The 25801-nt window shown below is 34.3% G+C and carries 23 protein-coding genes and 2 pseudogenes; 6 read left to right on the forward strand and 19 right to left on the reverse strand.

Annotation, left to right across the window (positions count from 1 at the left end):
- Positions 1-611 precede the first annotated feature (611 nt).
- The 10 genes from BEN26_RS03690 to BEN26_RS03725 form a co-directional block, all read right to left on the reverse strand.
- On the reverse strand, positions 612-1220 hold the full coding sequence (locus BEN26_RS03690) for a YesL family protein (RefSeq protein ID WP_069799030.1): 609 nt from the start codon (positions 1218-1220) through the stop codon (positions 612-614).
- Between the two features lie 33 nt (positions 1221-1253).
- Positions 1254-2747, reverse strand: coding sequence for a glycoside hydrolase family 32 protein (locus tag BEN26_RS14040; RefSeq protein WP_069799028.1), 1494 nt, complete (start codon positions 2745-2747; stop codon positions 1254-1256).
- Between the two features lie 54 nt (positions 2748-2801).
- Positions 2802-3761 (reverse strand): PfkB family carbohydrate kinase, encoded by a 960-nt coding sequence (locus tag BEN26_RS14045; protein ID WP_069799027.1) that lies wholly within the window; start codon positions 3759-3761, stop codon positions 2802-2804.
- Between the two features lie 158 nt (positions 3762-3919).
- The gene (locus BEN26_RS03700) at positions 3920-5512 is read right to left on the reverse strand and encodes an ABC transporter substrate-binding protein (protein WP_069799044.1); all 1593 of its coding nucleotides are present in this window, start codon (positions 5510-5512) and stop codon (positions 3920-3922) included.
- Positions 5513-5644: 132 nt separating this feature from the next.
- Positions 5645-6559 (reverse strand): carbohydrate ABC transporter permease, encoded by a 915-nt coding sequence (locus BEN26_RS03705; RefSeq protein WP_069799025.1) that lies wholly within the window; start codon positions 6557-6559, stop codon positions 5645-5647.
- 19 nt (positions 6560-6578) lie between these two features.
- The gene (locus BEN26_RS03710; protein WP_069799024.1) at positions 6579-7535 is read right to left on the reverse strand and encodes an ABC transporter permease; all 957 of its coding nucleotides are present in this window, start codon (positions 7533-7535) and stop codon (positions 6579-6581) included.
- Between the two features lie 150 nt (positions 7536-7685).
- Positions 7686-8693: a LacI family DNA-binding transcriptional regulator gene (locus BEN26_RS03715; protein WP_069799022.1), complete on the reverse strand. Its 1008-nt coding sequence runs from the start codon at positions 8691-8693 to the stop codon at positions 7686-7688.
- Positions 8694-9084: 391 nt separating this feature from the next.
- Entirely contained in the window at positions 9085-9762 is a 678-nt protein-coding gene (locus tag BEN26_RS03720) for a Fic family protein (protein ID WP_255421850.1), read from the reverse strand.
- A gap of 359 nt (positions 9763-10121) precedes the next feature.
- Positions 10122-10421, reverse strand: coding sequence for a putative holin-like toxin (locus BEN26_RS14205; RefSeq protein WP_308789517.1), 300 nt, complete (start codon positions 10419-10421; stop codon positions 10122-10124).
- 75 nt (positions 10422-10496) lie between these two features.
- A complete protein-coding gene (locus BEN26_RS03725; protein ID WP_069799017.1) occupies positions 10497-12854 on the reverse strand; it encodes a transporter substrate-binding protein in 2358 nt (785 codons plus the stop codon).
- A gap of 268 nt (positions 12855-13122) precedes the next feature.
- Here BEN26_RS03725 and BEN26_RS03730 point away from each other — a divergent pair, with 268 nt between their 5' ends.
- The 6 genes and pseudogenes from BEN26_RS03730 to BEN26_RS14050 all read left to right on the forward strand — a co-directional run.
- Positions 13123-14172 (forward strand): aliphatic amidase, encoded by a 1050-nt coding sequence (locus BEN26_RS03730; protein WP_069799015.1) that lies wholly within the window; start codon positions 13123-13125, stop codon positions 14170-14172.
- A 103-nt stretch (positions 14173-14275) separates the two neighbouring features.
- On the forward strand, positions 14276-15376 hold the full coding sequence (locus BEN26_RS03735) for an AAA family ATPase (RefSeq protein ID WP_069799014.1): 1101 nt from the start codon (positions 14276-14278) through the stop codon (positions 15374-15376).
- 23 nt (positions 15377-15399) lie between these two features.
- On the forward strand, positions 15400-15987 hold the full coding sequence (locus tag BEN26_RS03740) for an AmiS/UreI family transporter (protein ID WP_069799012.1): 588 nt from the start codon (positions 15400-15402) through the stop codon (positions 15985-15987).
- Positions 15988-16363: 376 nt separating this feature from the next.
- Positions 16364-16675 carry an IS3 family transposase gene (locus BEN26_RS14240; protein ID WP_084818789.1) on the forward strand — a complete coding sequence of 104 codons (312 nt, stop codon included), beginning with the start codon at positions 16364-16366 and terminating at the stop codon, positions 16673-16675.
- A 455-nt stretch (positions 16676-17130) separates the two neighbouring features.
- Positions 17131-17358: a DDE-type integrase/transposase/recombinase gene (locus BEN26_RS03750; RefSeq protein ID WP_399167935.1), complete on the forward strand. Its 228-nt coding sequence runs from the start codon at positions 17131-17133 to the stop codon at positions 17356-17358.
- A pseudogene (locus BEN26_RS14050) lies at positions 17316-17552 on the forward strand (LysR family transcriptional regulator); the annotation flags it as partial. The gene BEN26_RS03750 and the pseudogene BEN26_RS14050, both read left to right, overlap by 43 nt.
- Positions 17553-17719: 167 nt before the next feature.
- Here the strand turns inward: BEN26_RS14050 and BEN26_RS03760 are convergent.
- From BEN26_RS03760 to BEN26_RS03800, 9 genes and pseudogenes are all read right to left on the reverse strand, one after another.
- Positions 17720-18517, reverse strand: coding sequence for an HAD family hydrolase (locus tag BEN26_RS03760; RefSeq protein WP_069799011.1), 798 nt, complete (start codon positions 18515-18517; stop codon positions 17720-17722).
- Between the two features lie 24 nt (positions 18518-18541).
- Complete coding sequence (locus tag BEN26_RS03765; RefSeq protein WP_069799009.1) at positions 18542-19102, reverse strand: sugar O-acetyltransferase; 561 nt, start codon at positions 19100-19102, stop codon at positions 18542-18544.
- Between the two features lie 243 nt (positions 19103-19345).
- A pseudogene (locus BEN26_RS14245) lies at positions 19346-19504 on the reverse strand (beta-propeller fold lactonase family protein); the annotation flags it as partial.
- 53 nt (positions 19505-19557) lie between these two features.
- Positions 19558-20352 carry a Cof-type HAD-IIB family hydrolase gene (locus BEN26_RS03775; protein ID WP_069799006.1) on the reverse strand — a complete coding sequence of 265 codons (795 nt, stop codon included), beginning with the start codon at positions 20350-20352 and terminating at the stop codon, positions 19558-19560.
- Between the two features lie 204 nt (positions 20353-20556).
- Entirely contained in the window at positions 20557-20886 is a 330-nt protein-coding gene (locus BEN26_RS03780; protein WP_255421851.1) for a PTS lactose/cellobiose transporter subunit IIA, read from the reverse strand.
- 58 nt (positions 20887-20944) lie between these two features.
- Positions 20945-22351, reverse strand: coding sequence for a glycoside hydrolase family 1 protein (locus BEN26_RS03785; protein WP_069799004.1), 1407 nt, complete (start codon positions 22349-22351; stop codon positions 20945-20947).
- Positions 22352-22453: 102 nt separating this feature from the next.
- Entirely contained in the window at positions 22454-23806 is a 1353-nt protein-coding gene (locus tag BEN26_RS03790) for an IS1182 family transposase (protein ID WP_069799003.1), read from the reverse strand.
- Positions 23807-23963: 157 nt separating this feature from the next.
- Positions 23964-25250: a PTS sugar transporter subunit IIC gene (locus BEN26_RS03795; RefSeq protein ID WP_069799001.1), complete on the reverse strand. Its 1287-nt coding sequence runs from the start codon at positions 25248-25250 to the stop codon at positions 23964-23966.
- Between the two features lie 66 nt (positions 25251-25316).
- The gene (locus tag BEN26_RS03800) at positions 25317-25634 is read right to left on the reverse strand and encodes a PTS sugar transporter subunit IIB (protein ID WP_069799000.1); all 318 of its coding nucleotides are present in this window, start codon (positions 25632-25634) and stop codon (positions 25317-25319) included.
- Positions 25635-25801: the final 167 nt, after the last annotated feature.

Below are 25801 nucleotides of genomic sequence, written 5' to 3' on the forward strand. Positions count from 1 at the left end.
CTTTCGAAGCCAATTATACTGAAGGAATATTACCTTACTTTTGCTAAATTTTGAAAATATTTTTTAATAATATTAATAAATGTTACAAGAAAAAATCATAAAGACAGACATTGAAGATATAAAAAATACCAACGGTACCACACAGGAATAGAGGTAACCGTTGGCAAATTATTACTACTAACAGAGGTTTAGAACCGTTGCGGTTAGATAAACAACTTGTAGAAAGTGTTCGGTGAAAAGGCAAAATAGGAAGTTGCTTCTTACTTATTTGAGAAACAATGATATATTCTTCTACACCAAAATGGTTAGCTTTATTATCCTTTGGAGTTACTGATGAAACATTTTGTGTAGCCTCCACTCAAAAAGAAAAAGAATTATATCCGTCCTTTGCGAATATGGTTATTGTCTTTTTTAAGATTTCAATCTCCTGTTTTAACCGTAGGTTTTCCTTTTGGATATCCGCAATTTCTTTAGGGATTGTGCTTCTTCTCCCTCACCTATAGGAGTATATGCCTTGATCTATTTATAGATTGTGACACGTAATTGGGCTCGTTTCTTTATTTTCTACTACACGGGATCATATTGTCTATTACTTAAATTTGATTAAACACTCAGTTCATTTCCTTCATATTTAGTAGTTGATTGAACCATATTTGACATAAATAATAAACTGTACTTGCTATTAGACTGCCGATGATTAAGATGGAAACAGGATAAATGTATAATAAAGTAACACCCGCCCCGACAATAATTAATAAAAGCACAGTAAGAACCGGGTTCATTAGAGAGAAGAAAAAGGCGTTTCGAATAACCAGCTTCCAACTTAGTTCAAAATGGACCATTATCGGAAAAAGATAAATGGATATGGAGCTAAACAACAAAATTCCAATAATTAAGATGATATAAAGAATGAGTTGAACAACAGAACTGGCTGGGTTAATATGCCTATAATCAAAATATAAGAAAATTGCTAGTACACTCCAAAAAATCGATAAAACAAAGCTCTGTTTGAAATTTTCCTTAAGCATTTTAAAAAAACTTTTAAATATACCTTCTGTTTCCTTTTGTAATATTCGTCTACGGACAACACCAAACATTGCTGCTGTGGCTGGAAAAAAGGTGATTAAAGGAATTGAAGCAAAGACCCATAGTAAATTAAGAAGAAATAAGTCTACTATTATATTCAATGTGTGAAACAGCCTGTTGTTTAAAGCATTCATTCAAAAAATCCCCCTATCACCTTTTTATCCTTATTAACGCCAAGTTGATTTTAATATATAAAGCTCTAAAGAATTCAGCTTAACATTTCCATCTTTCGCATAAAGTTCCATTTGTTTACTCTCTTCATTTGGAAAGATTAGGTCCGTTATGACCAAATCCCCGTCATTCCCAAAGACTTCTACTGATGACCGATCAACAAAGACATGAAGTGTTATCTTATTATTCTGTGGACCTAAATTGCTCTCATGTTTGCCTACAAAAGCTTCATGGAAATTAGCTTCTCCCGAATTTGTTCTATCTACAAACATTTTTTTATTTTCTTTGTTATATCCGATAATCGTTTCTTCACCATCTGATTTACAAACTTTAAATCCAAATTCTGTTGCGGTTTCTATTTCAAATTCTGCAATAATTTCAAATGTGTTGCTATTCACATTTGCCAAAAGATTTTCTCCAGGTACAATTTCTTCGTTTTGTATTGATATCTTTTCTTCTCGAAGAGACTGCAATTCATGAATCGGGGTTTGGACGAGACGAACACCTTCTTTTGTAGACTTTAGTCCAAGTACTCTTGGAATCGTCATCGCACTTCGCCATTCTTTTGTAGGGGTTACATTGGCATAGCGCCAATTACTCATCCACCCTATATATATTCTTCTACCGTCTTCAGTTGGAATATCAGACCAGCTTACACCCGCATAATTATCACGTCCATGGTCAATCCAAAGAGTCGTTTCTGGCAAATGATTATTTATAAATGTCTTTCCATCAAAATCCCCAATAAAATATTGAGTTCTTGAACCTTCTTCGTAATTTGGATCATCACCGATACTGACAAATAAAACCCACTTTTTTTGATCAAGATTTCCATCAATAGGTAATTCAAAGAGATCAGGACACTCCCAAACTCCTTGATGGGATCCATGCCCTTCTCCAAATTCACTCGCAAACTCCCATGTCTTTAAATTCGGTGAAGTATAAATTCTAACAGTTTGACCCGCAGCTAAAATCATGACCCATTTGTTTGTTTCACCATGCCAGAACACTTTTGGGTCTCTGAAGTCTGTGATATTTCCCTCTGTAATAACAGGGTTCCCTTCATATTTTACCCAAGTACGTCCATTGTCCTTGCTATAGGCAAGACTTTGCCTTTGTCTCGGACGTTCAGAATCAGGGTAGGTATCCGCATGAGTGAATATTGCTACTAATCCCGGATTTCCTTCAAAGAAACCACTCGTATCATTCCAATCTACCACGGCACTTCCTGAAAAGATCATCCCATGCTCGTCAGGTGCCAACGCAATCGGAAGGTGTTCCCAACAAACAAGATCTTTACTTACAGCATGCCCCCAATGCATTGGTCCCCACGTTGTTCCATTGGGATGGTATTGATAAAAAAGATGATATTCCCCATTATAAAATACCATACCATTCGGATCATTCATCCATTGATTCTCAGGTGAAAAGTGAAACTGAGGACGATATTTTTCTGTATAATACTGTTGTTTTTCTTGGATGTTATTCATTTCTTTGTTCCTTTCCTCTATAATAAGAAATTGATTTCTTTAGAGAATAAGTTGTTATTCTCTATTCAAAAACACTTTCACTTGCTCCAATGTTGGTATACTGGGAATTCCACCTTTTCCTTCTGTAGTTAGTGCTCCTACTGCATTAGCGAAAGTGACGATTTCTTCAAATTCAAATAGATTTAACAAATCTAAAGGTTTATTCATTTCAAGAATTTTATATAATACACCACCAACGAAGGCATCTCCAGCTCCTGTTGTATCTACAACGTTGACTTGGAATCCTTCTTTTCCTCCATATACCTTTTTGGATCGATAAAAGCAGCCTTCTGATCCTAACGTTACAAAGATAACGGATGTACCATACTGTTCCTGTAAAACTTCTGTTCCTTTTAACACATCACGATAACCAGTTAAAAATTCTAGTTCTATCTCAGACAGTTTCACAATATCTGCATATTCAAACCCCTTTAATATCTGTCTTTTTGCATCATCAAGGGATCTCCATAAAGGAATACGTAAATTCGGATCATACGAGATTAATATGTTATTTTTCTTTGCATATTGTAAAGCCGTAAAAGTTGCTGTGGCTACTGGCTCATTTGTTAGAGATAATGAACCGAAATGAAAGATACGTGATTGTTTTATAATCTCTTCATTAATTTCATCCTTCTCTAGCATAATATCAGCACCTGGATCTCGATAAAAACTAAAGGAACGTTCACCGTTTTCATCTAAGTGAACAAAAGCCAGTGTTGTATTTACTTTTTCCGAGAATAAAAGATTGCCTGTATCGATATTTTGATGCTGTAATACACCCTTTAACATATGACCAAATTGATCATTACCAACTTTACCAATAAACGCTGTTTTCTTATTTAATCTAGAGAGTGCTACAAGTACATTTGCAGGAGCACCCCCAGGGTTCGTTTCAAACAATATATTTCCCTTTTCTGAGTGACCCGAAGGTGTAAAATCGATTAATAATTCTCCTAAAGCAGTTACATCATACATATACATCATCCTATTTCCCGTTATTAAATTATCTTTTTTGAAGAGAAAAGCCAGACGATAATTTTGTCTGGCTTTATATCACTTTAAGAAAGTATAAGTGCAACTAAGGCTTCTGCCTACGCCAAAAGCTTGTCACAAGCCAAGTTTTCTTTATTGAATTATTGTTTGTTGAAACGGTCTAATCCTTTTTGGTACACTTCCATTAATTTATTAAGCCCCATGGCATCTAATTGTTTAACATAGTCATCCCATTCTTTCTCAATTCCGCCTTCAATCAACCAATGAGCTTCTTTTTGCTTCACAAATGCTTTAATTTCCGGTTCAATCGTATTGATAATTTCCAGCTCTTCAGGACTAAAGAAGATAAATGGGTAATTTTCTTTTACCATATATGGTCTGTAGTATTCATCAAGAATTTGTAATCTTTCCTTCGCTCTTGGCTCCATGTCTACAAATTTTCCAAAATACTCTTTTAATACCACAAACGGTCCTCCCGGAGCCACCTTTTGTCGTAATTCACCCATTGCTACACCTGGAGGAAGCTCTTTATTCACTAACATCCCATTTGCATCTTCCTTGTATATTTCACCAATTGGACCCCAGTTAATTTGAGCTGACATTTTTGGTTCATACAATTGGTCGACCCAACGCATGGTAATTTCAGGGTATTTGTTCGCTAATGTAATGACGAAGGCATCTCTTCCATATTCAGAATAATTCGAACGCCCAATTACAATCTTACCATCTTTCCCTTTTAATGGGGGTAAAACTACGTAATCTTTAACTCGATCAGGTCCAACCACTTCTGTATTCTCCCACCATATGAAAGAACCTAATGTTGGATCTTGTGTTTTACCTTTTGCAAACAGTTGCTCGACCTTTTGTGTTACAACCTCTGGATCAATTAATCCTTCTTTCACCCAGCCATTAAAATATTGGATCGCTTCTTTAAACTCTGGTTGTACAGCCGCATAGAGGACTTTCCCATCTCTCACAATACGGTGATCAGCATCGTTAGGAGAATCCGGCAGCCCAAATAATCCAATTAAATCTCCTTCATTACCGGTCCAACCGTTATACCAGAAAGTCAAACCAATTTCGTCTTGTTTTCCGTTTCCATTCGGATCCTTTTCTTTAAATGCTTTTAACACATCATGGTATTCTTCTAATGTAGTCGGCATCTGCAAACCAAGATTATCTAACCATGTTTTATTAATGAACATAATATTTGGCATTCCAATAAGATCCATTTCTTCCGCGCGCGGCAGTGAGTAAATATGTCCATCTGGTGCTGTTACAACTTTTTTCAACTCTGGTCTTTGCTCAAATACCTTCTTTAAATTAGGTGCATATTTGTCGATTAAATCCTCTAATGGTATAATGGTACCGTTCTGACCATATTGCACAAGGTCATGATCTGAAAAGCCTGACGCATAGAACGCATCTGGCAGGTCGCCACTTGCCAGCATTAAATTTTTCTTTTCTTGATATCCATCGCCAGGGATATTATTCCATTTAATGTGAACGTTCGTTGCTTTTTCAAGACGGTCAAAAATGACCATTTCCGAATAGTCAGGTGCAAGAGCTGCCTTTGGTGAAACAAAGTTTAACGTGATTTCTTTGTCGACAATCGGTAAACCTGTTTTATTAAAGGCAACCTCTTCTTTTTTCTCCGTGGTCTTTGAATCCTTGCTTGCACATCCTGTCAAAGCTAGTGAAACACTTAATCCTAAAGTCAATGTTATTGTCATTATCTTCTTCTTGTTTCTCTGCATACTTTTTTTAATTCGTCTAATCATTTATTTTCCTCCTCTTTTGATAGAAATTGGATGGCAAACTAACATTTACGCTTCCCATCACCCCCTTATCGTTGATCTTTTCTATTAGCCTTTAATACTGCCGATCATAACCCCTTTTACAAAATACTTTTGTACAAATGGATATACGATTAAAAGCGGGATGGAAGCTACAATGATCACACCGTATTTAATTAACTCTGAAATTTTTTGTTTCGCAGCTAATGAGTCCAGATCACTAATCATCATTGTGGATGCCTGATTTTGAACCAAGATATTTCGTAAAATTAATTGAAGTGGATATAAGTTTTCATTGTTTAAATAAATTAATGCATCAAAGTATGAATTCCAATGTCCTACAGCATAAAATAAAACCATTACAGCGACAATCGGTTTTGATAATGGGAGGACGATCTTCCAAAAGAATTTGACATCCGAACATCCATCCATTTTTGCAGCTTCTAATAATTCGTTAGGAATGGAAGTCTCAAAAAATGTTTTAGCAACAATAACATTCCATACGGCTACAGCCTTTGGTAAGATTAATGCCCACATTGTATTAAGTAAGCCTAAATTCTTTACAACTAAATAGGTTGGAATTAATCCACCTGAGAAAAACATCGTCATGAGAAATAAAAACATAATCACGTTTCTTCCATACAAATCTTTCCTTGATAATGCATAAGCAGCCATTAATGTAAAAGATACATTTATAATTGTTCCCACAACCGTATAGATGATTGAATTCATATAGCCCAACCAAATCTTGCTATCTCTAAAAATTCGTTCATACCCTTCAAAGGTAATTTCTTTAGGTAATAACCATACCTTCCCGTCGTATATCATATTGGGATCACTGATAGAGGCAATTACGATAAAGTACAAAGGATAAATTACCAATATTAGAATAATCGCAACTAGAATAATATTAATTATATCGAAAACCTTATCTTCCTTTGATCGTCTTATAATCTTGCTTTTCTTCAAGGCTAGTAAACTCATTTTTTATTGTACCTCCCTGTTACCATAATCCTTGGCCAGATAATTTCTTCGCGAATTTATTTACTGCAACTAATAAAATTAAGTTAATCACTGCATTAAACAATCCTACTGCTGCAGCGAAGCTATATTGTGCCTGCTGCAAACCCATTTTATAAACATAGGTTGGGATAATCTCTGCAGCTGGCTGGTTCATTGGCGTTTGTAATAGGTAAGCCTTTTCAAAACCAATGTTCATAATGTTGCCAACTGATAGAATTAATAGAATAACAGCCGTCGGCATAATTGCTGGAATATCCACATGTAAAATCCGCTGCCACTTATTCGCTCCATCCATCACTGCTGCTTCATGTAACTCTGGACTAACACCTGCAAGCGCTGCTAGATAAATAATCGCAGCCCATCCCGTTTCCTGCCACACACCTGAAGCAATATATAGTGGTTTAAACCATTCTGGTTTTGCCATAAATGAAATTGGATCTCCACCAAACATAATGACGATATTATTAATCAATCCATTGCTTGAAAAGAATACATAAATCATTCCGGCTAATACAACCACTGATATAAAATGCGGGGCATACACTACGGTTTGAACAAAACGTTTGTATTTCTCACTTCTTATTTGGTTTAACATAAGCGCAAGAAAAATAGGGAGTGGAAATCCAACGATTAACTGAGTGACACTAAGGCCAAGTGTATTTTTAATAAGGCTCCAAAATTGATAGGAATCGAAAAAACGCTCAAAGTGCTTAAATCCAACCCATGGGCTTCCCATAATTCCTTTCGTTGCTACAAAATCTTTAAATGCAATTAATACTCCATACATTGGAATATAATGGAATACAATAAAATAAATTAACGCAGGTAAAATAAATAAGTAGAGCTGATAATTGTTTAAAACCTTTTTCAGTTTATATGTTTTTTTACCTTGAATAGGTGAATCGATTGCCGGATTTGCCTTACCTACCACATCCATATCATTACCTCACTTTCAATTAGTAAATTAACCTCTTTTATTAATATCCGTAGTCGTTTAGAATTTTTAGACACAATTGTTTTTTTCATATCATATAAGAATTACTACCTTTTAAGAAATCGATTTCTTGAATGTTCAAAAAAAAAATTATCACACACCTACTGTCGATTCACGAATGATCAACTCTAGAGGAAATTCTATAGGTCGTATTTCGCTAGAATCAATTTCATTTTCAACCAGTTTAATGATCGTTTCAATTGAAGTTGTGGCTATTTTATCAATTGGTTGGTGTATGGTTGTTAAATTAGGCTCGATAATTTTCGCAATAGGCAAATCATCAAACCCAACAACAGCTAAATCCTCTGGAATACGTACTCCGTTTTTCTTTGCTTCTGAAATAATACCTACTGCTACTTCATCACTTCCAGTAAATACGGCTGTAACCGGTTCCGGAAGAGACCTTAACCGATAAAAAATCTCTCTTCCACTTGTAATATCAAAAGCATTATTCATTATCAAAGAATCATTAAAAGTAAGGTTAAACTCTTTTAAGGCCTGTAAAAATCCTTCTTTCCTTTCAAGACCTGAACGACTTTCATTATCACTAATACAAAATGCTATACGTTTATGCCCTAATTTAAGCAAATGTTTTGCTGATAAATAGCCACCTTGCTTTTGATCTACTTTTACAATAGGGATTGCGGCGTCCGAATCTGTAAAATACTCATTACATAATATTATTGGACCATATTGTAAGTATCCTTTAATAAATTCCCAAGAATTACGAACTGATGCCATAACAATTCCATCTACTTGACGTGTCTTTAAAAGATCCAAAAAATTCTTTTCATCTTTTAAATCATGACGAGATTGACAGATTAATAGTTTATATCCTAATTTTTCAGCTTCTATTCCCATCGTTTGAACTAATCTACTAAAAAAAGGATTCGAAATAAGTGGAACAATAACGGCAAGGGTTTTTGTTTGTTTTATTCTCAAATTTCGTGCAGAAACATTGGGTGTAAAACCTAATTCATCCATCGCCTTAAGAACCTTTTGTCGAATCTCTTCATTAACGCTTGAATTATTGTTAATAACTCTAGATACACTTGCTCTTGATACGCCTGCAATTTTGGCTACATCAGAAATCGTTGTCATTTTGTCTCCCCTTTCTGGAGAAATCGATTTCTTTAACTAATTATAAGATATAAATTAAGCGTTTACAATCTTTTTTTGGAATTTTTTTAAGCCGGATAATAGCGCTTTATAACTACGCACTTCTAAGTATACCGCCTGTAATACCATACTTATTAAAGGTTGAATGGATAAAAAAGATTTATAATTAGAAAATAGAACCTAAAATCCACGTAGACGAAATGAAAATTATAGAATTTTGTCTCTTTTGGAAACTCTCGAAAGGTTGGAAAAATGGGACACGTTTGCGAAATTTCATTGTAATTATTTCTCAAATCGGAGCTTGGTCTTATAATTGGCATTGCATACTATTTGAGAAAAATAACAACAAAACCGATAGTAAATACTACCGGCTTTAACGAATTTCATTGGCGGTTCTTACAATCTCAACATATCTTGAAAGTTCCTCCTCAAGGTATTGGCTAATAAGGGAAACCATCTCTGAAGGGTTCTTTCCGTTCGTGTGATAGCTTGTAAAACAATTATAATAACGTTTACGGTCACCATATTTAATATTGATGGGAAGATAGCCCTCTTTCATCAGCTCATAATTTAAAAGCAAACGTCCAGTCCTACCATTACCATCAATAAATGGATGAATGGTTTCAAATTCCAAATGAAATATTGCCGTCCGTTCAACAACGTGGAGAGATGACAATTGCTCATAATGCATTATAAGCTGTTCCATTTGTACCGGCACAAGATATGGCTCAGGAGGTGTATGAATAGCCCCCATAATGGTTACTGGTACACGCCTGTATATTCCTCTATCCTCCCGTCTATCCATCAAAACAAGGCTGTGAATTTCCTTAATTACCTTCTCGGATATTGGAACTTTTTTCTGTACTAATTCCTCAACATATAAATAAGCCTCTTTATGACCCACTGCCTCCAAATGATCTTTCAAAGGCTTTTTATCGATTGTAATACCCTCTTTTATTATTAGGGCTGTTTCCTGTAGTGTAAGAGAATTACCTTCAATGGCATTGGAGTTATAAGTGAAGTTTATTAAAAATTCTTCTCTTAATCTCAATAACTCACCCTCGTTTAGAGGTCTATATGAATTTAACTGGTGTAACAGTTCTTCAATTTTTTTAAAAGTAACTATTTTTGATCCCTCTTCTCATTTCCGATATCTAATTTTCTATATACTGATATTATATCTTAATGTAGATCAAAAATACATTTTCTAATGTAAATTCAATCATTTCCAATTAAATTTTTTTATGATAAAATGATTCTAGAGATAGTTTATATATCAGTTTTTTGACATAAACTTATAAAGACCGCAGATGTTGCAGGATCTACGGTCTTACAATAGATTGCCTTAAAGGCGATCGACCTATAGAAAGTGGATGGTAGACCTCCAAGCTTTCCGGGCTCAAGGGAGGTCTACTTGTTTTTCAAGTAGGAAAGTAAGGCCAAGATGAACATGCCGAACATGAACATCAGAATTAAAGCGTCCTTTACTTCCATAGCATCACCTCCTCTCTGGAGATGAGCCAACCGCCCTTGATAGCCGATTCTATGTAACAATATTATTTCGCCGACAGTTATGTAGCCCTCATCATAAAGAAGAAACAGTTGCTCCCCTATATTAGCAAAGTTTTGTAAATCCCTCTGACTTAACCTATCAAATGGCGATGAATAAGAATTAAAAACAGAATTAACCACCTCAATTTTAATTCGCATACTCAAACGAATCTATTTCCGCTGGTGGGAATTTTATAACAAATAGTTTTTTACAATAATCTCGAAAATAGGACTCTAATTTTTATAATTTTCTCTAATGGATATATTATATTCCTTTATTTTCCTATAAATTGAACTTCTAGCAATACCTAATTTTTTTGCTGCTTCATTAATACTATGAGAGTTTTTAAGCACCTGTTGAATCAAAATTTTTTCGTTCTCCTTAATAGATAAATGATAACTAAGCAACTCATTATTTGTTCTCCTTTCTATTTTTTTATTAAAATTTTTGATTTCATCTGGCAAATGGTTTATTGTTAATTCTTCTTGATTCAATGACAGAATATAAGAACGCTCAATCACATTCCTAAGTTCCCGAATATTCCCTGGCCAATAATACGATTTAAGAACTGAGATCACTTCTTGATCTATCCTTTTTGGTCCATTGTTGTATTGGTTGTAAAATTGTTGTAGATAGTCTAATGCGATTAATTTAATATCATCGTTTCGATCACGTAATGGGGGTATTGTAATCGTAAATACATTTAATCGATAATAAAGATCTGAACGAAAAGAGCCTTGGTATGCAATCTCTTCTTTCAAATTTCGATTAGTTGCAGCTATAATTCTAACGTCAATCGGTCGTTCGATATGATCCCCAACTCGAATAATTTTTTTTGTTTCTACTGCCCTTAACAAACTCACTTGTATGTCTATAGGCATATCACCGATTTCATCCAAAAATAAAGTTCCCTTATTTGCAGCCTCAAACTTTCCTATGGCTCCTCCTTTTCTAGCCCCAGTATAAGCTCCTTCAACATAGCCAAATAGTTCACTTGCTACTAGCTCCCTTGGAATGGCTGCAGCATTAACCGTAATAAAAGGCCCATCTCTTCGCTTACTTTTTTCATGAATGGTTCGAGCCAAGACTTCTTTACCTGTACCTGTTTCTCCTAAGATTAGAATATTGGCATCTGATGTTGCAGCAATTTCTGCCATTTTTAATTGCTCGATAAATTTCTTATTCTTTGTTTTAATACGATGAAAAGTATATAACCCTTCATCATTTAATTGTTGTACAGCTTTATCATCCAATTTTTTCAACAATATTAAATAGACATTCTTGTTTGTTACTATTTTTTGTTTAGAAATTTTGTAAGATTTTTGTAACAGTTCAAAGTCTTTTTCATCTAGTAACATTTTTTCACCTATTAATTTCTTCGCTTTTTCATTTTTAAATAGTATGGATCCAGAATGGTTCAATACAATAATTGCTTCATTTCTCTCTTTGCCACACTCTTCTATCATTGCTTGCCAACTACTTTCTTCTTTATTTAAAACATTTATTTCGTTTGAGTATGGGCTTGGATATATTAATTCGTCTGATTTCCATACAATTGTAAATTGACCATTTTCGTTTGCTTTTCCAATATACATTTTACGTGAAATATGTTGATTCTGAATGTTAATCATTACTTTTCCACCAGGTCCTTCGATCGTTTTACCTTTTAAATAATTGATTAGTTCTGTATATTCTAGTGTCTTTATACTGACAATAGCATCCAATAACATTTTTACTCCTAGGTATGTATTAGTCATATTAGAAGAGATTACAATATCATCCCCGTACAATCTTTTAAACTTTTTAACATATTCACGATTAGTTACCTTATCAATGGATTGAAAATAACCAGCACAACTATAATGTCCAGTAAAAATTTTTGTAAAAGTCCCATTAATTTCAATTTCTGTCGTGATTGGACTAAAAATAGGCAATTTCAGAGGCTGGATTCCCATCTCGTAGTAAGTACGATAAAAGGGAATGATACTAGTGCCAACAATTGTTGATAATATAACATTTGGCTTATTTTCAATAATTTCTTGGAATATATTTGTAAATTGAGCGTAACCAAACGGCACATAATGTTCACCAACTACTTCTCCATTTAACTGATCCAAATAATCATGAACTTGCTGATTAGTGAGATGTGGATAAATATAATTGGTTCCTATTAAAAAAAACTTTTTCCCAAAATGAGAAATTATGTAATTTAACATCAATAATATTTGTTGATTAGGTACCTCTCCTGTATAAAAAACATTTGGATGAATTTCATATCCTTCATAAAGTGAGGGATAAATTAAAAGACAATGATATTCCTCTAAGATAGGTAAAACAGCTTTTCGACAGGCTGAAGTATAGCAGCCTATCATTAACTTCACACCCTTCTCTGCCAAATTTTTTGCTTCTTTCTTTGTTACATTTGGATCTGATTGAATATCTCTGACCTCAATCTCTAAATCAAAAGGTAAATGTGAATTTTTTTGTTTATACTCATCAAATGCATAAAGGGCAGCCTGATATTGCCCATATTCAGTGTTTGCCGTTGTCCCAGTTAATGAAAAAAGCAACCCAATTTTAATCTTATCCATTTCTATCCCCCCAAAAATGTCTTATTTTTAGACATTGTTTGAAATTGAGACTGTAAACTTTATTTAAATTATAACACAATATATAGTTATTATTTTGAATTTTTCTAATTTTCAATTTATTATTTCGTCTCTATTTTTAAAGACAAGTTGGCACAAATTTTGCTTATATAAAAAGTGAATTCATTAAAAGGGGGTGCTTAGTCTTACTTACTATAAACATAGTGAATATCATTCACTAAATCTAAATAAAAGAAAGGGGAAATAAAAAATGAGACATGGTGATATTGGAAATAGCCGTGATACTGTTGGAGTGGCTGTAGTCAATTATAAAATGCCAAGACTTCATACAAAAGAAGATGTTTTAGAGAATAGCCGTAAAATTGCTGATATGGTAGTAGGAATGAAATCTGGTCTTCCTGGATTAGACTTAGTTGTTTTTCCAGAGTATAGTACCATGGGTATCATGTACGACCCAGAGGAAATGTATGCTACAGCTACAGACGTTCCTGGACCAGAAACGGAAATTTTTTCGGAAGCATGTAGAAAAGCAAATGTATGGGGTGTTTTTTCAATTACCGGCGAAAAGCATAAAGATCATCCAAATAAAACACCTTATAATACATTAATACTAATCAACAACAAAGGTGAAATTGTTCAAAAATACCGAAAAATTATTCCGTGGAATCCTATTGAACCATGGTATCCCGGGGAACAAACATATGTAGTAGAAGGTCCGAAAGGATTAAAAGTTGGTCTCATTATCTGTGATGATGGTAACTATCCTGAAATTTGGAGAGACCTTGCTATCAAAGGTGCAGAATTAATCGTCAGAAGTCAAGGGTACATGTACCCAGCAAAAGAGCAACAAATCATGGTTGCAAAAACAATGGCATGGATGAATAACGTCTATGTAGCTGTGGCCAATGCAACAGGCTTTGATGGTGTATACTCCTACTTTGGACATTCGGCAATTGTCGGTTTTGATGGAAGAACGTTAGGTGAATGTGGAACAGAAGAAAATAGTTTTCAATTTGCCGAGTTATCAGTATCACAAATTCGAGATGCCAGAACAAATTGGCAATCCCAAAATCATCTATTTAAATTACTCCATAGAGGGTATACCGGAACTATCTTATCTGATGATGGAGATAAAGGAGTTGCAGAATGTCCATTTGAATTTTATAGAACATGGGTATTAGATGCAAAAAAAGCTCAAGAAAATGTTGAAAAGATTACTAGACAAGAAGTTGGTACAGCTGAATGTCCAATTGCCGGAATCCCACACAAACCATTAAAAAAAGAAGCAGGAGCTAATTGATCATTTATCCGGATCTTTTTATAGATAAGAGTCAGATCATTAAGTATTGAATTTAGTGTCTGACTCTTATTCTTACATTTTTTAAGAAAGGAAGGTGAAGGTTATGCCTTTTATCACCGATATGTTAACTGATATTGAGAAGAGTAAACAAAATTCTTCTATGAATATCTTGACCCAATCATCTCAAAAAATGTTATCAAAATCTCGATTTCGTTTTGATATAGAAAACGTCATGAAAGAAATAAGAACTAAAATTTTTGGGCAAGACAAAATTATCCAAAAAATAAAAAGTATGTTGGAGGTGGTATTGGCAGATATCACTGAACCTAACCGCCCTCTATTTATTGCCCTATTATTAGGACCAACAGGTGTAGGAAAAACAGAAATTGTTAAAACAATTGCTAATGCTATACATGGAAGTGATGACTATTTTAGTCGGGTAGATATGAATACATTATCCCAAGAACATTATGCAGCCGCTTTAACTGGTGCTCCTCCAGGATATGTTGGAAGCAAAGAAGGTTCCTCTATTTTAGATAAACAAAAAGTTGAGGGAACCTTTAGTAAACCTGGAATTGTTCTTTTTGATGAAATCGAAAAAGCCAGTTCTCAAGTAATTCAATCACTACTTAATGTTTTTGATAACGGCAAAATGGTAATGGCATCAGGAGAAAAAATTATAGACTTCCGTAATTCACTTATCTTTATGACGAGTAATTTAGGTTCTAAACAGATCTTTGAGTTTGCTGATCGCAATTTTTCAAATCTGTTCAGAAAGTTTTTATATTACTTAAATCCTAAGCTTTTCGGTAAAAATAGTCGAGTTATTATTCAAAAGATCGTTATGGAACAATTAGAAAAAAATTTTGCACCAGAATTCATAAATAGATTGGACGATATCTATATCTTTAATTGGTTAAACAAAGATACTTTATTTCAAATAGTTGATATTCAAATCAAAGAATTGAATCAACGTCTTCAAAAACACCAATGTCATATTAAGCTTGAAGCATCCGCAATTGAATATTTAGTAGAACAAGGATTTGATAAACATTATGGTGCTCGTGCTTTAAAACGTTCAATACGAAAAAATTTAGAAATTCCTATTGCAACTTTTTTAAATCATTCTTTACATCGAGGGGAATTTCAACATTTAGTTGTTAAAAAGAGAAATAATCAATTAGAAATAACAGAAGGTAATTAGTATAAAATGGAGGAGTGAAAATCATGGGAAATGTTGGATTGTTCTATGTTGGAGCTGTATTATTTTTGAACAGTTTTTTGCTTTTAGGAAAGATTCATGCTAAAAGTGCTGCAATATTCAACTTATTTATTGGTTTCATGCAAGTTGTTTTCCCTATTTTAATTCTTATTGAGGCAAATGGAGATAAATGGTTAATCTATAATACTGCTGGTACTTTTCTCTTTGGTTTTACGTACTTATTCGTTGGGTTTACGAATCTATTTCAATTAGATTCTACAGGAGTAGGATTATATTCTTTGTGGGTTGCCATTATTGCTGTTGCATACTCATTAATAAATTTCTTGTATTTTCACGACATAAAGTTTGGAATAATATGGATAATGTGGGCTTTTTTATGGGGACTATTTTATGTTCTTTTAGGTTTAAAAAAAGAAATTAGTATTTTTACAGGATGGGTAACATTTATAGAATCCTGGCTCACAGCAACTATTCCTGCATTTTTATCTATGATTGGCATTTGGGAAAATGTTAGTGATAATTTGGCTATAACTATTGGGATACTATTTTCCTTAATCGTAATTATCTTATTTAGAAAGACAAGCAACAATTAGTAAAAATATGACTAATTCCAGTGATTCTTAAAAGAACTAAATTTTTTATAAATACGATAAAGTTATACCTATTAAATTTTGGCTTACAAAAATGATAAACTATAATGTGCACATACAGTTGGACACAATTTCTTGAAAATAAGTTATGATATAAATATGATGAGTAAAAAGAGAAGAAATTGGACCTCTCAGGAAAAAGCGGAAATAGTGCTTGAGATCCTAAGAGAAGAAAATACATTGGTTTTGATGTAGATTGGTTTAAAAAAAAGCACAATCAGGTTTCACAAATGAGGAAAAAAGTCATTAATTGATTTTAAGGGTTCAAAGTTAACGATAAAACGTCAATGTAGCCTCATCAAGATCGACCGCTTATAATGTGCCGGTTGAAATTGCTCCATCACAAGACGAAATCAACATTAAGAATGTTATTGATAGAATCCACTATAAAGAGCCTTCATTTGGGGTTAGGCGAATAAGAAATGAACTGCATAAACTTGGATTCAAAGTAGGAAGACGTCTTGTAAAGCGTTACATGGAGGAAATGGACATTGTCGCATTCTATCCTGGTTCCAACCTTAGTAAGCGAGCGAAGATGGCTAAAACGTACCCTTATCTTCTTAGAAAACTTAATATCAACAGTCCTAACCAAGTATGGTCTATCGATATCACATACAGTACGCCCAGCTAGCTGAGTTCCTGCTATGGAATAAAGTTACTTGAGCATGTTGGAATGCATGTCCATTTATATTTACAGACATGCCCTTCTTCTGCTGTGAGAAGAAGTGAGCCGAAGCGGCGGTGACTTGCCGACACTGGCAAGGTGACGTAGTCCGCGGGAAAAGGGGCTTGCGGCGAAGCGGTTACGCCAAGATGAGGCTTAGCATGGGACGTTTGAGGAACACGAACCTATTAAACCGTATCTGAGGGTTGAAATGTCACCCCTGCCTACACCGCTTAACAGGCAGGTCGCAGACTGACTCCCGTTATTCGTATTGCTTTGAGCAACACTTAAATGGAGAGCCGGATGCGCTGAGAGGTGCAAGTCCAGTTCGGGAAGGAGAGGCAGGGAAATAATTCGACTACGCATTGTCTCTTACTTCACTCCACACCATAAAAAACGGTTGGTGTTATTTGGCTTCTTTTATGGACTTGCATTCCAAGAAAATTGTAGGACATTCATTCTCCCGATCCATGACAACAGATTTAGTCATCCATGCTTTAGAAAATGTGATAACAGCACAAAACACTAGAAAAAATTTAACCTTACATACCGATTTAGGTTCTCAATATACAAGTCATGAATTCAGAGAATATGTGAACACACATCTAATACTGCCATTATGGTTGAAGAGGGCATTGGTTATGCAGTAGTCCTTGATAAAATAGTGAATACGTCTAGTGATAGTAACCTTTGTTTTATACCGCTAGAGCCAAGACTTGAATCTGACTTAAATATTGTTTGGAAAAAGCATCAGGTTTTTTCCGATGCTGTTGATATGTTTTTAAAAGAAATTCAGGCGGAATTTTCGAATTCTTCGAACCGACGGCGGCCTCGGCAGCAGTAGGGTCAGGAAGATCCATTTTCACGATCAACAGATTTTCGTCATCACCATGATCTTTGACGACCTTATCGGTATTTGCCGAAATGGTAAATGTTAACCTGGCACCGTCTACCTTTATTATTTGGATAAACTTGATTTATAACCCGGTTACCACTCCCATATTTCCCATTTCATTGTAAGGATAACATTTGAATGATTGTTTTCATAACAGCATCTTCTTCATTTGTACGGGTAATGAAATTCGCAGCATCTTTTAATTCTTGCACAGCATTTCGAACAGCAAAGCTATAGCTAGCACGAGTCATGAGTTCTAAATCATTGTAACCATCTCCGAATGCCATTGTTTCTTCAGAAGTAACATTCAATAAACGTTGCAACTGTTCAACGGTAGTTCCCTTATGTACATTAGCGTTAGCAATGTCAATCCAAGCTGCCTCAGAAGCAACAATATAAGCAGACTCAAAAAACGGATTTAGTTTTTCTCTGGTTTCTATGCATCTTAATAAAGGGTCATGAATAGTGATTTTAACAAAATCATCTGTTATTTTATTAAAATCAGAGATTTGTCTTACTTGTGCATAGGACCTTCTGACAATAGCTGCTTCTTCATAAGGAGTGTTTTCTTTTATTACTGCCCCGTTCCTGGTACATGCAATAATGGTATGATCTAAGCTTATTTCCTCAAGTAAACGGATAATTTCAAGTCCTAATTTATTACTTATTAGCGATTCATAAACAAATTCTCCATTATGCTTGATACGAGTTGCGCTATCACCTAAAATCCAAAGATCATTTGCATCATTACCAAATAACTCTTCTACACGTTCACATTGCTTACCAGTAACAGGAGCAAAAACAACGCCTTTTTCTTTCATGATTTTTTTTACTTCCTTGTACAATTCCCTGTTAAAATCACCATTATTATTTAAGAACGTTCCATCCATATCAGTTAACACTAACTTAATCACATAATTTCTTCCTAAACTTGTATTCTATTCTTCGATTTGTTTAATTATTTTCGCTGGGTTTCCACCTACCACAACATTATCTGGTACATCTTTTGTTACGACCGCACCTGAAGCGATAACGACATTATTACCTATATTAACCCCTGGGTTTATAATAGCTTTCCCTCCAATCCAGACATTATGGCCGATATTTACCGGTTTTCCATATTCTACACCCGAAATTCTTTCTTTCGCATTTAATGGGTGAGTCGCTGTGTATATATGTACTCCTGGTGCAATAAAACAGTTATCACCTATTCGAATTTCACAAACATCCAAAAAAACACAATCAAAGTTAGCAAAGAAATTCTCACCAACATGTATGTTGTAGCCATAATCACATCGAAACGTTGGTTCTATGAATAAACTTTTTCCAGTTGAACCGAATAGTTCTTTTAATAGTTCAGTTCTCTTGTTTTCATCCGTTTCTAGTGTTTGATTGAATAATCTTGTTAATCTTCGAGCGTTTAATCTTTCTTTTAGTAATTCTGGGTCAGCTGGATTGTAAAGTTCACCATTTAACATTTTTTCTTTTTCAGTTTTCATTTTATATAAAGCTCTCCTTTTTATTATAATGAATAGTTAATTGGATATCATGAATTTCACACAAACAGGTTATGGAACTATGATGTCGACCTGTAATATGCTTAGCTTTCCAGTTTCAACATTTCTTCGGAATAAAACAAGATTACTTGATTCTTGATCGATGCTAAATACTACAATGCTATTATGTCCTCAATTACCAGCATAAATAAAACGGCCATCAGACGAGATGTGTATGGCACTGCCTTGATTATTTTTACTAATCGATAAATAAGTGGGATTTTCAATTTTATCAGCAACCTTTATATGTTCAATCTTTTCAGCTTCAGTATTGAGCGTAAAGGAATATATCCCCTCGCTATCCCCTTTTGTATAAGTACCAATATAGCCTAGAAATTTAGTCATATATTTACTCCTCCTTATGATATTTATCCAGGTATTCAATTTATATCCTTCCCTTAAACTGCTCCTTTTTCCAATAAACCTACCAGTTCTAAGCCTTTTAAGATCCCATTTTCATCGACATGTTTGGTGACATATTTGGCCACTTTTTTAACATCATCATGAGCATTTCCCATTGCTACACTGTGTTTTACGAACTTCAACATTTCAATATCATTTAGACCATCCCCAAATGCATATACGTTATCCATTGATAGACCTAAAAATTTCACTAACTCTTTTATACCTTTGGCTTTTGATCCACCTACTGGCATGACATCGACCGAAAATTCATGCCAGCGGACAAGTTCTAACTTTTTAAATTGTCCTTGATAATAAGCCTTTTCATCCTCTTCCGTACAAAAGAGTAAGGATTGATACACATCATGATGCTTGTAATACTCGGGATCAAAGATCGGTTCAGATTGAATCTTTAACGAGCCTATTCCATGATCGATATATAGGTGGGATTCAAAATTAGATCTCATCGCCTCGTGGTCTTCATAGATGATTGGATTGTTTACGCTTTTGGAAAGGTCAGTTAAACGATGGAGCTCTTCTTTATCTAAAGGATTAGTATATACAGCTTTTCCTTTATACACAACATATTGACCATTTAAGCTTATATATGTTTGAATATCTAATTCCTTGAGTAACTCCTGAAACATAAATGGCGCTCTTCCTGTTGCTATTGCGACATCATGTCCTAATTCTTGTAAACGATTAATAGCTTTTTTCGTAGAAATGGGTAACTGCTTTTCGTGATTCAATAGCGTACCATCAATATCAAAAAAGATTAATTGTTTTTCCATGCCTTAACCTCCATGTAGTAAATATAACTTTTACACTAAGTGTTTATTATATCACGATAGATCGCTCCGATTGATTTTCTATCATGATATTAATGCGAACAAAGGAGAAATTATATACATTTTAGGGTATCCTCCATATTTTATTTGTATTGTATAAAAGGATCATTACATAAAGTCATTGTAATGATCCTTTAACTATTACATCTATTTGTTAATCTTTTTATACATCTCAATCATTTCTATAACTAATTCAGAAATCGTTTCTGCACTCATCAATTGATCTTCTGCGTGCATTAAGATGAGAGAAACATGTAATTTTTCCCCACTAGCTTCTTTCTGAATTAACGATGAGTGAACTTTATGGCCTTCTATAAAATATTTTTTAGATTCATCGATCTTCTCTTCAGCTAATTTATAATCTCCATTTTTTGCTGCATAAAGAGCTTCCATAACCAAGCTTTTTGCCATTCCCACATTACTAATGATCGTAAAACCAATTACTTCCATATCTAGTGCAGTAGTTTCTTCAGCCACTTATTCCACTCCCTTTTCCCTTAAGAAATAATCATTTTTCACTTAACTTTTTTACCAATTATTTAGATTCTGGAAGCTTATTCCCCTTAATCAATTCTTGATACCAATAAAAGCTTTTCTTTGGAATACGTTTCATATCTAATAAATCAAAGTCTTCTCTGTTTACATAAATGAAGCCATATCTTTTTCTAAAGCCTTGGTGTGTACTCACTAGATCAATTGCAGACCATGGACTATAGCCGAACACTTCTACGCCATCTGTAATAGCTTCTTGAATTTCTTTAATGTGATCTTGATAAAATTGAATGCGAACATCATCATTGATTTTGCCATTTTCATCGATGCTTTCATATAAACCAATCCCATTTTCTGTTACAATCATTGGTAAATGATAGCGATCGTAAATTTGTCTTAAAGTAATACGGAAACCTACAGGATCAATCGCCCATCCAAAAGGTGTTTCTGGTAGATTTGGATTGTATTCACCTTGATATACACCTGGTTCGCTAATCACTTTTTGTTGGTCGACCTTATCCGTTTTTACTGAAGCAGTTGGATCGGCAGCCGATACAGTCGTAGAGTTATAATAGTTAAATGCAATGAAATCTGGTTTTGCTGCTTTTAATGTTTCCATATCTCCTTCTTCGATTTTAGGAAGGGCATTACGCTCTTCTAAATAAGACCATGCGGTTGGGTTGTAAATACCTTTCACAGCCGCATCTAAATATAACCAGTTACGTATGGCAGTCCAGTTTTCTGCAGCTAGACTATCTTCCGGTTTACTTGATGCAGGGTAAACATTGGAAATATTAGGTGCTGGGCCGATTTTCGCACTTGGCAGCATTTTGTGGCAAAGAATCATCGCTTCAGCCTGTGCTAGCAACATATGATGGTTCTGCTGGTAAATCTCTTGTAGGCCATAGGCAGTAGAAGTTCCTAGTATATTACCATGTAAAATCATCATATTTTGTTCATTAATCGTTAGCCAATATTTCACGCGATCTCCAAAGTTTTCAAATAACACTTTTGAATAGTTTCTAAAATCTTCAATAATGGAACGATTGGTCCAACCGCCCTCTTTTGCTAATGCTAATGGTAAATCAAAGTGAAACATGGTTACAATCGGTTCAATGTTATATTTCAATAATTCGTTAATCAATCGATTATAAAAATCAATACCTTTTGGATTTACTTCGCCTCTTCCTTCAGGAATGACGCGAGACCATGCAATTGAAAAACGATATGCTTTCAATCCCATTTCCGCAAATAATTTCACATCTTCTTCCATATGGTGATAATGATCACTTGTTACTTTAAAGTCTGTTGTATTTTCTGGCGGTGTTAACACATCTTGTGTAGAAGGTCCCTTACCATCTTCGTTCCATGCTCCTTCCACTTGGTATGCTGAAGTGGAAGCACTCCACAAGAAATTTTCCGGGAACGGTTTTAACTGTTTATGATACATATGCATATTCTCCTTTTTAGTAAGATTATTTAAGTGAATCAATTTCATAATTCCTATTTTTAAAAAAGTGTAGACTATCAGAATTTCTATTTTTGAAATTTTTTAAGCTACCTTCTGATTAAGCTGTTGGTTTATGCGGTCAATCGCTAACTTCGAAGCATTATATACTAATACAGATAGATCAAAATGAAATTTTGCTTTTCTTCCAGTGCGGTAACGCACATTATTTAACTGAAAATATTCTTTTAAATAGGCGTTTACTCTTTCAACGGCTGTTCTTTCTTTATAGATTTGTTTCCATGCAACAGATCCACGAGCTGGTGCACTATATCGACGTAAATCAGTGGTAATCTTAACTTTGTAAACTTTTTGACACAATGAATCTTCGGATAGTGGGCAATCCTTGCATTCTTTTGGTCTCGTGTATTTTAACGTTTCATATTTTGCATCATAGCTGTCATACCGATAGGAATATTCTCGCACACAAGTAGGAGCAAAGTTTTTATCAAAACCTAACGGTTCTGGTTCATTTCTCTTGTTATAGGCAATGATGGATTGCCTACCCAGTTGGTAAACTTGCTTATATATTGCTGGTGAATCATAGCCAGCATCCATTGTCACATAATCAAAATGGAGCTGTGGTAAACGTTCTTTCAATCCTTTTAATAGAGGAATGGCAGCTTTACCATCATTTAAATTACCTGACGAAAATAGAGACTGTAAAATATATTGGCTTTTTGTACTTACAGCAAGATGCCCTTTATATCCAAACCAAAATACGTTCTTACCTTCGCTATTTTTTTTGATTCCCCATTTAGGATCTATTGGAATAAGGGAACGAAGCTCATTAATAGATGCGTCTAATTGTGCTTCAATGGTTTTTTCGTACAAAGAAAGATTTGCTTCTTTATCGGCTTTTTCTTGTAGCCATTTTTCTTTTTCTTCTTTTGATTTGCGCCCGCCTTTTTTAGATGGAACTATTGAATCCTTTTCTTTAAATGGTGCATGATCCCTTGCTTCAATATGAGTTGCATCAATAGCTACGGTGTTATCACTAATAAAGCCTTCAGTAATCGCTTGAGTTAGAAGCGTTTCCTCTACACGTTCCATCACATTACTTTTAACAATTTTTTTAATCATTCTTGAATAGGAAGATTCCGAAGGAATCCAATCGGAAAATAAAAATCCGCAATCCAAACGAAATACAAAATCGTTTTTTAGCCGCTTTACAAGATCTTTTATGGTTGGGATGCGTTCAGTAATTCTAGCCACTAATGAGTAGATCATTCCAACATAATTGAGCTTTACAGGTGAACCAACTCGAGATCTTTTTGAAAGAACAGTTAAAATTGGTTCTATATCAATTGTTGAAAAAATTGCATCAAGCCGATGGGTAGGTTCTAAATCATATAATTCTTGTAGTCCAAATAGACCTCCTTGACGTATAATAGGCATAGGGAGTCACCTCCAATCTCTTAAAATTTGTTCGTACTTATTTAATTCGAGATTTTGGGGAGGTACTCCTTTTTTTTATACCTTTAAACCCTTACGGGTTAAGACTTTTCAAATATGAAATTGATTCAAGTAAAAAAACTTTTGTTAGAATAATCTTTTATGCAGCATTTTCTTCTTGTTCTTGTTTTAATGCCATGCGGTCTACTGATTTGAAGAACGGATAATAAATCGCCATCGAAATTATAATTTGAACAATATTTAATAAAGCACCCTTCCAACCACTTAAAAGAAAACCTGCAATAATTGGTGGAGTTGTCCAAGGAATGTTAGCCCCGTTTGTGAATGGAACTAAACCAGTTGCCATTGCAAAATATGCGACAACAGCCATTACTAACGGTGTAATAATAAACGGAATAATCATAATCGGATTTAATACGATTGGAAGTCCAAAAGTGATTGGTTCATTAATATTAAAGATTCCAGGCCCGATTGCTAATTTACCTAATGCTTTATATCGACTTGATTTTGCAGCTATCAAAAGTAAAATCGCCAAACCAAATGTACTTCCAAAACCACCGATTTTCATAAAGTTTGAATAAAATTGATAGTTAATAATGTTCGGGATTGTATCTCCTGCTGCATAAGCTGCTGCATTGTCAGCTGTTAACGCTAACCAGATTGGATGCATAACACCGCCGACTACGTTTGAACCGTGAATACCAAATGCCCATAATAGAGCTTCAAATACTGTTATGAGTAGTGTTGCTGGCAGTGTACTTCCCAAGTTTGTTAATGGTATTTGTAAATAATGATAAATGAATGTTTGTACTGTGCCAAAGCTTGTGAATGAAAAAGCAATACGAATGACATTAAAAACGATAATAACGAATAATGCGGGAATCAATGCAGAAAATGAACGAGACACATTCTCTGGAACTGAATCAGGCATTTTGATTTTCCAGCCTTTTTTATCCACAAAACGAACAATTTCAACAGCAAGTATAGCTGTAATCATTCCTAAGAATAAACCACTAGAACTTAAACTTACAACTGGAATACCAGAACTACCATCCTCGAACTTAACAAATGGTGTCAAAAGTAAAAATGCTACTAGTACCGATGTAATTGCTGAAACGCTATCTAATTGATACGTTCTTGCAAGACTTCGTGCCATTGCTACAATAACATAAAGCGTCATAACATTCATGGTTACATAATATGGAGCGGTAAAGTATGTTGCCCAGTTTTCCCCTAATAAAGATGCCATAAATTCTGGATATCCGCTAATTGGAAGGTTGGCTAGCAATAAGAAGATAGAGCCGATAATTAAGAGTGACATTACGCCAAAAAAGCCATCTTTGATTGCCGTAATATATCGATTGCCATCCAATTTAATAGCTAATGGTGCCATTTTACTTTCTAATACTTCGAGCAATTTTTCCATATTTTAAACCTCTTTTCCTTTTAAATTTTTACTGAGAAAGGTTTGTGATCTAAAATTGGTGTGAGATTATTTGTTTTCAATTAAATTAATGGCTTGTTCAAATACTTTATCCCCATTCATCATTCCATAATATTGCATGTTAATTGCATCAATCGGAATATTTTTACCTGCTAATTTAGATTCAAATTGACTTTTCATAAACTTCACTTGTGGAGCAAGCAATAATACGTCAATTTTTTTATTTTCAAGAGTAGTTTCTATTTCTGATGCGGATATGGCAAAAATGTCTGCTTCTACACCTTTTGTTTCAGCTGCTTTTCTCATTTTTGTTACCAACAAGCTTGTACTCATTCCTACTGCACAAACTAACATAATTGTTTTCATATCTAATCCCTCCTAATTGATTGTATTATTTAATTACCTTATGATCTTATTTTAAAATGTAAGCGTTTTATTTTAAATCGAATGATTTTCCGTTGTGTAACGGAAACGTTTACAACCATATACCTAAAAAAACAAAAAAGCCGACTACATTTTCGTAATCGACTTCT

The organism is Tepidibacillus sp. HK-1, assembly GCF_001748485.2.
GTDB classification, from domain to species: Bacteria; Bacillota; Bacilli; order Tepidibacillales; family Tepidibacillaceae; genus Tepidibacillus_B; species Tepidibacillus_B infernus.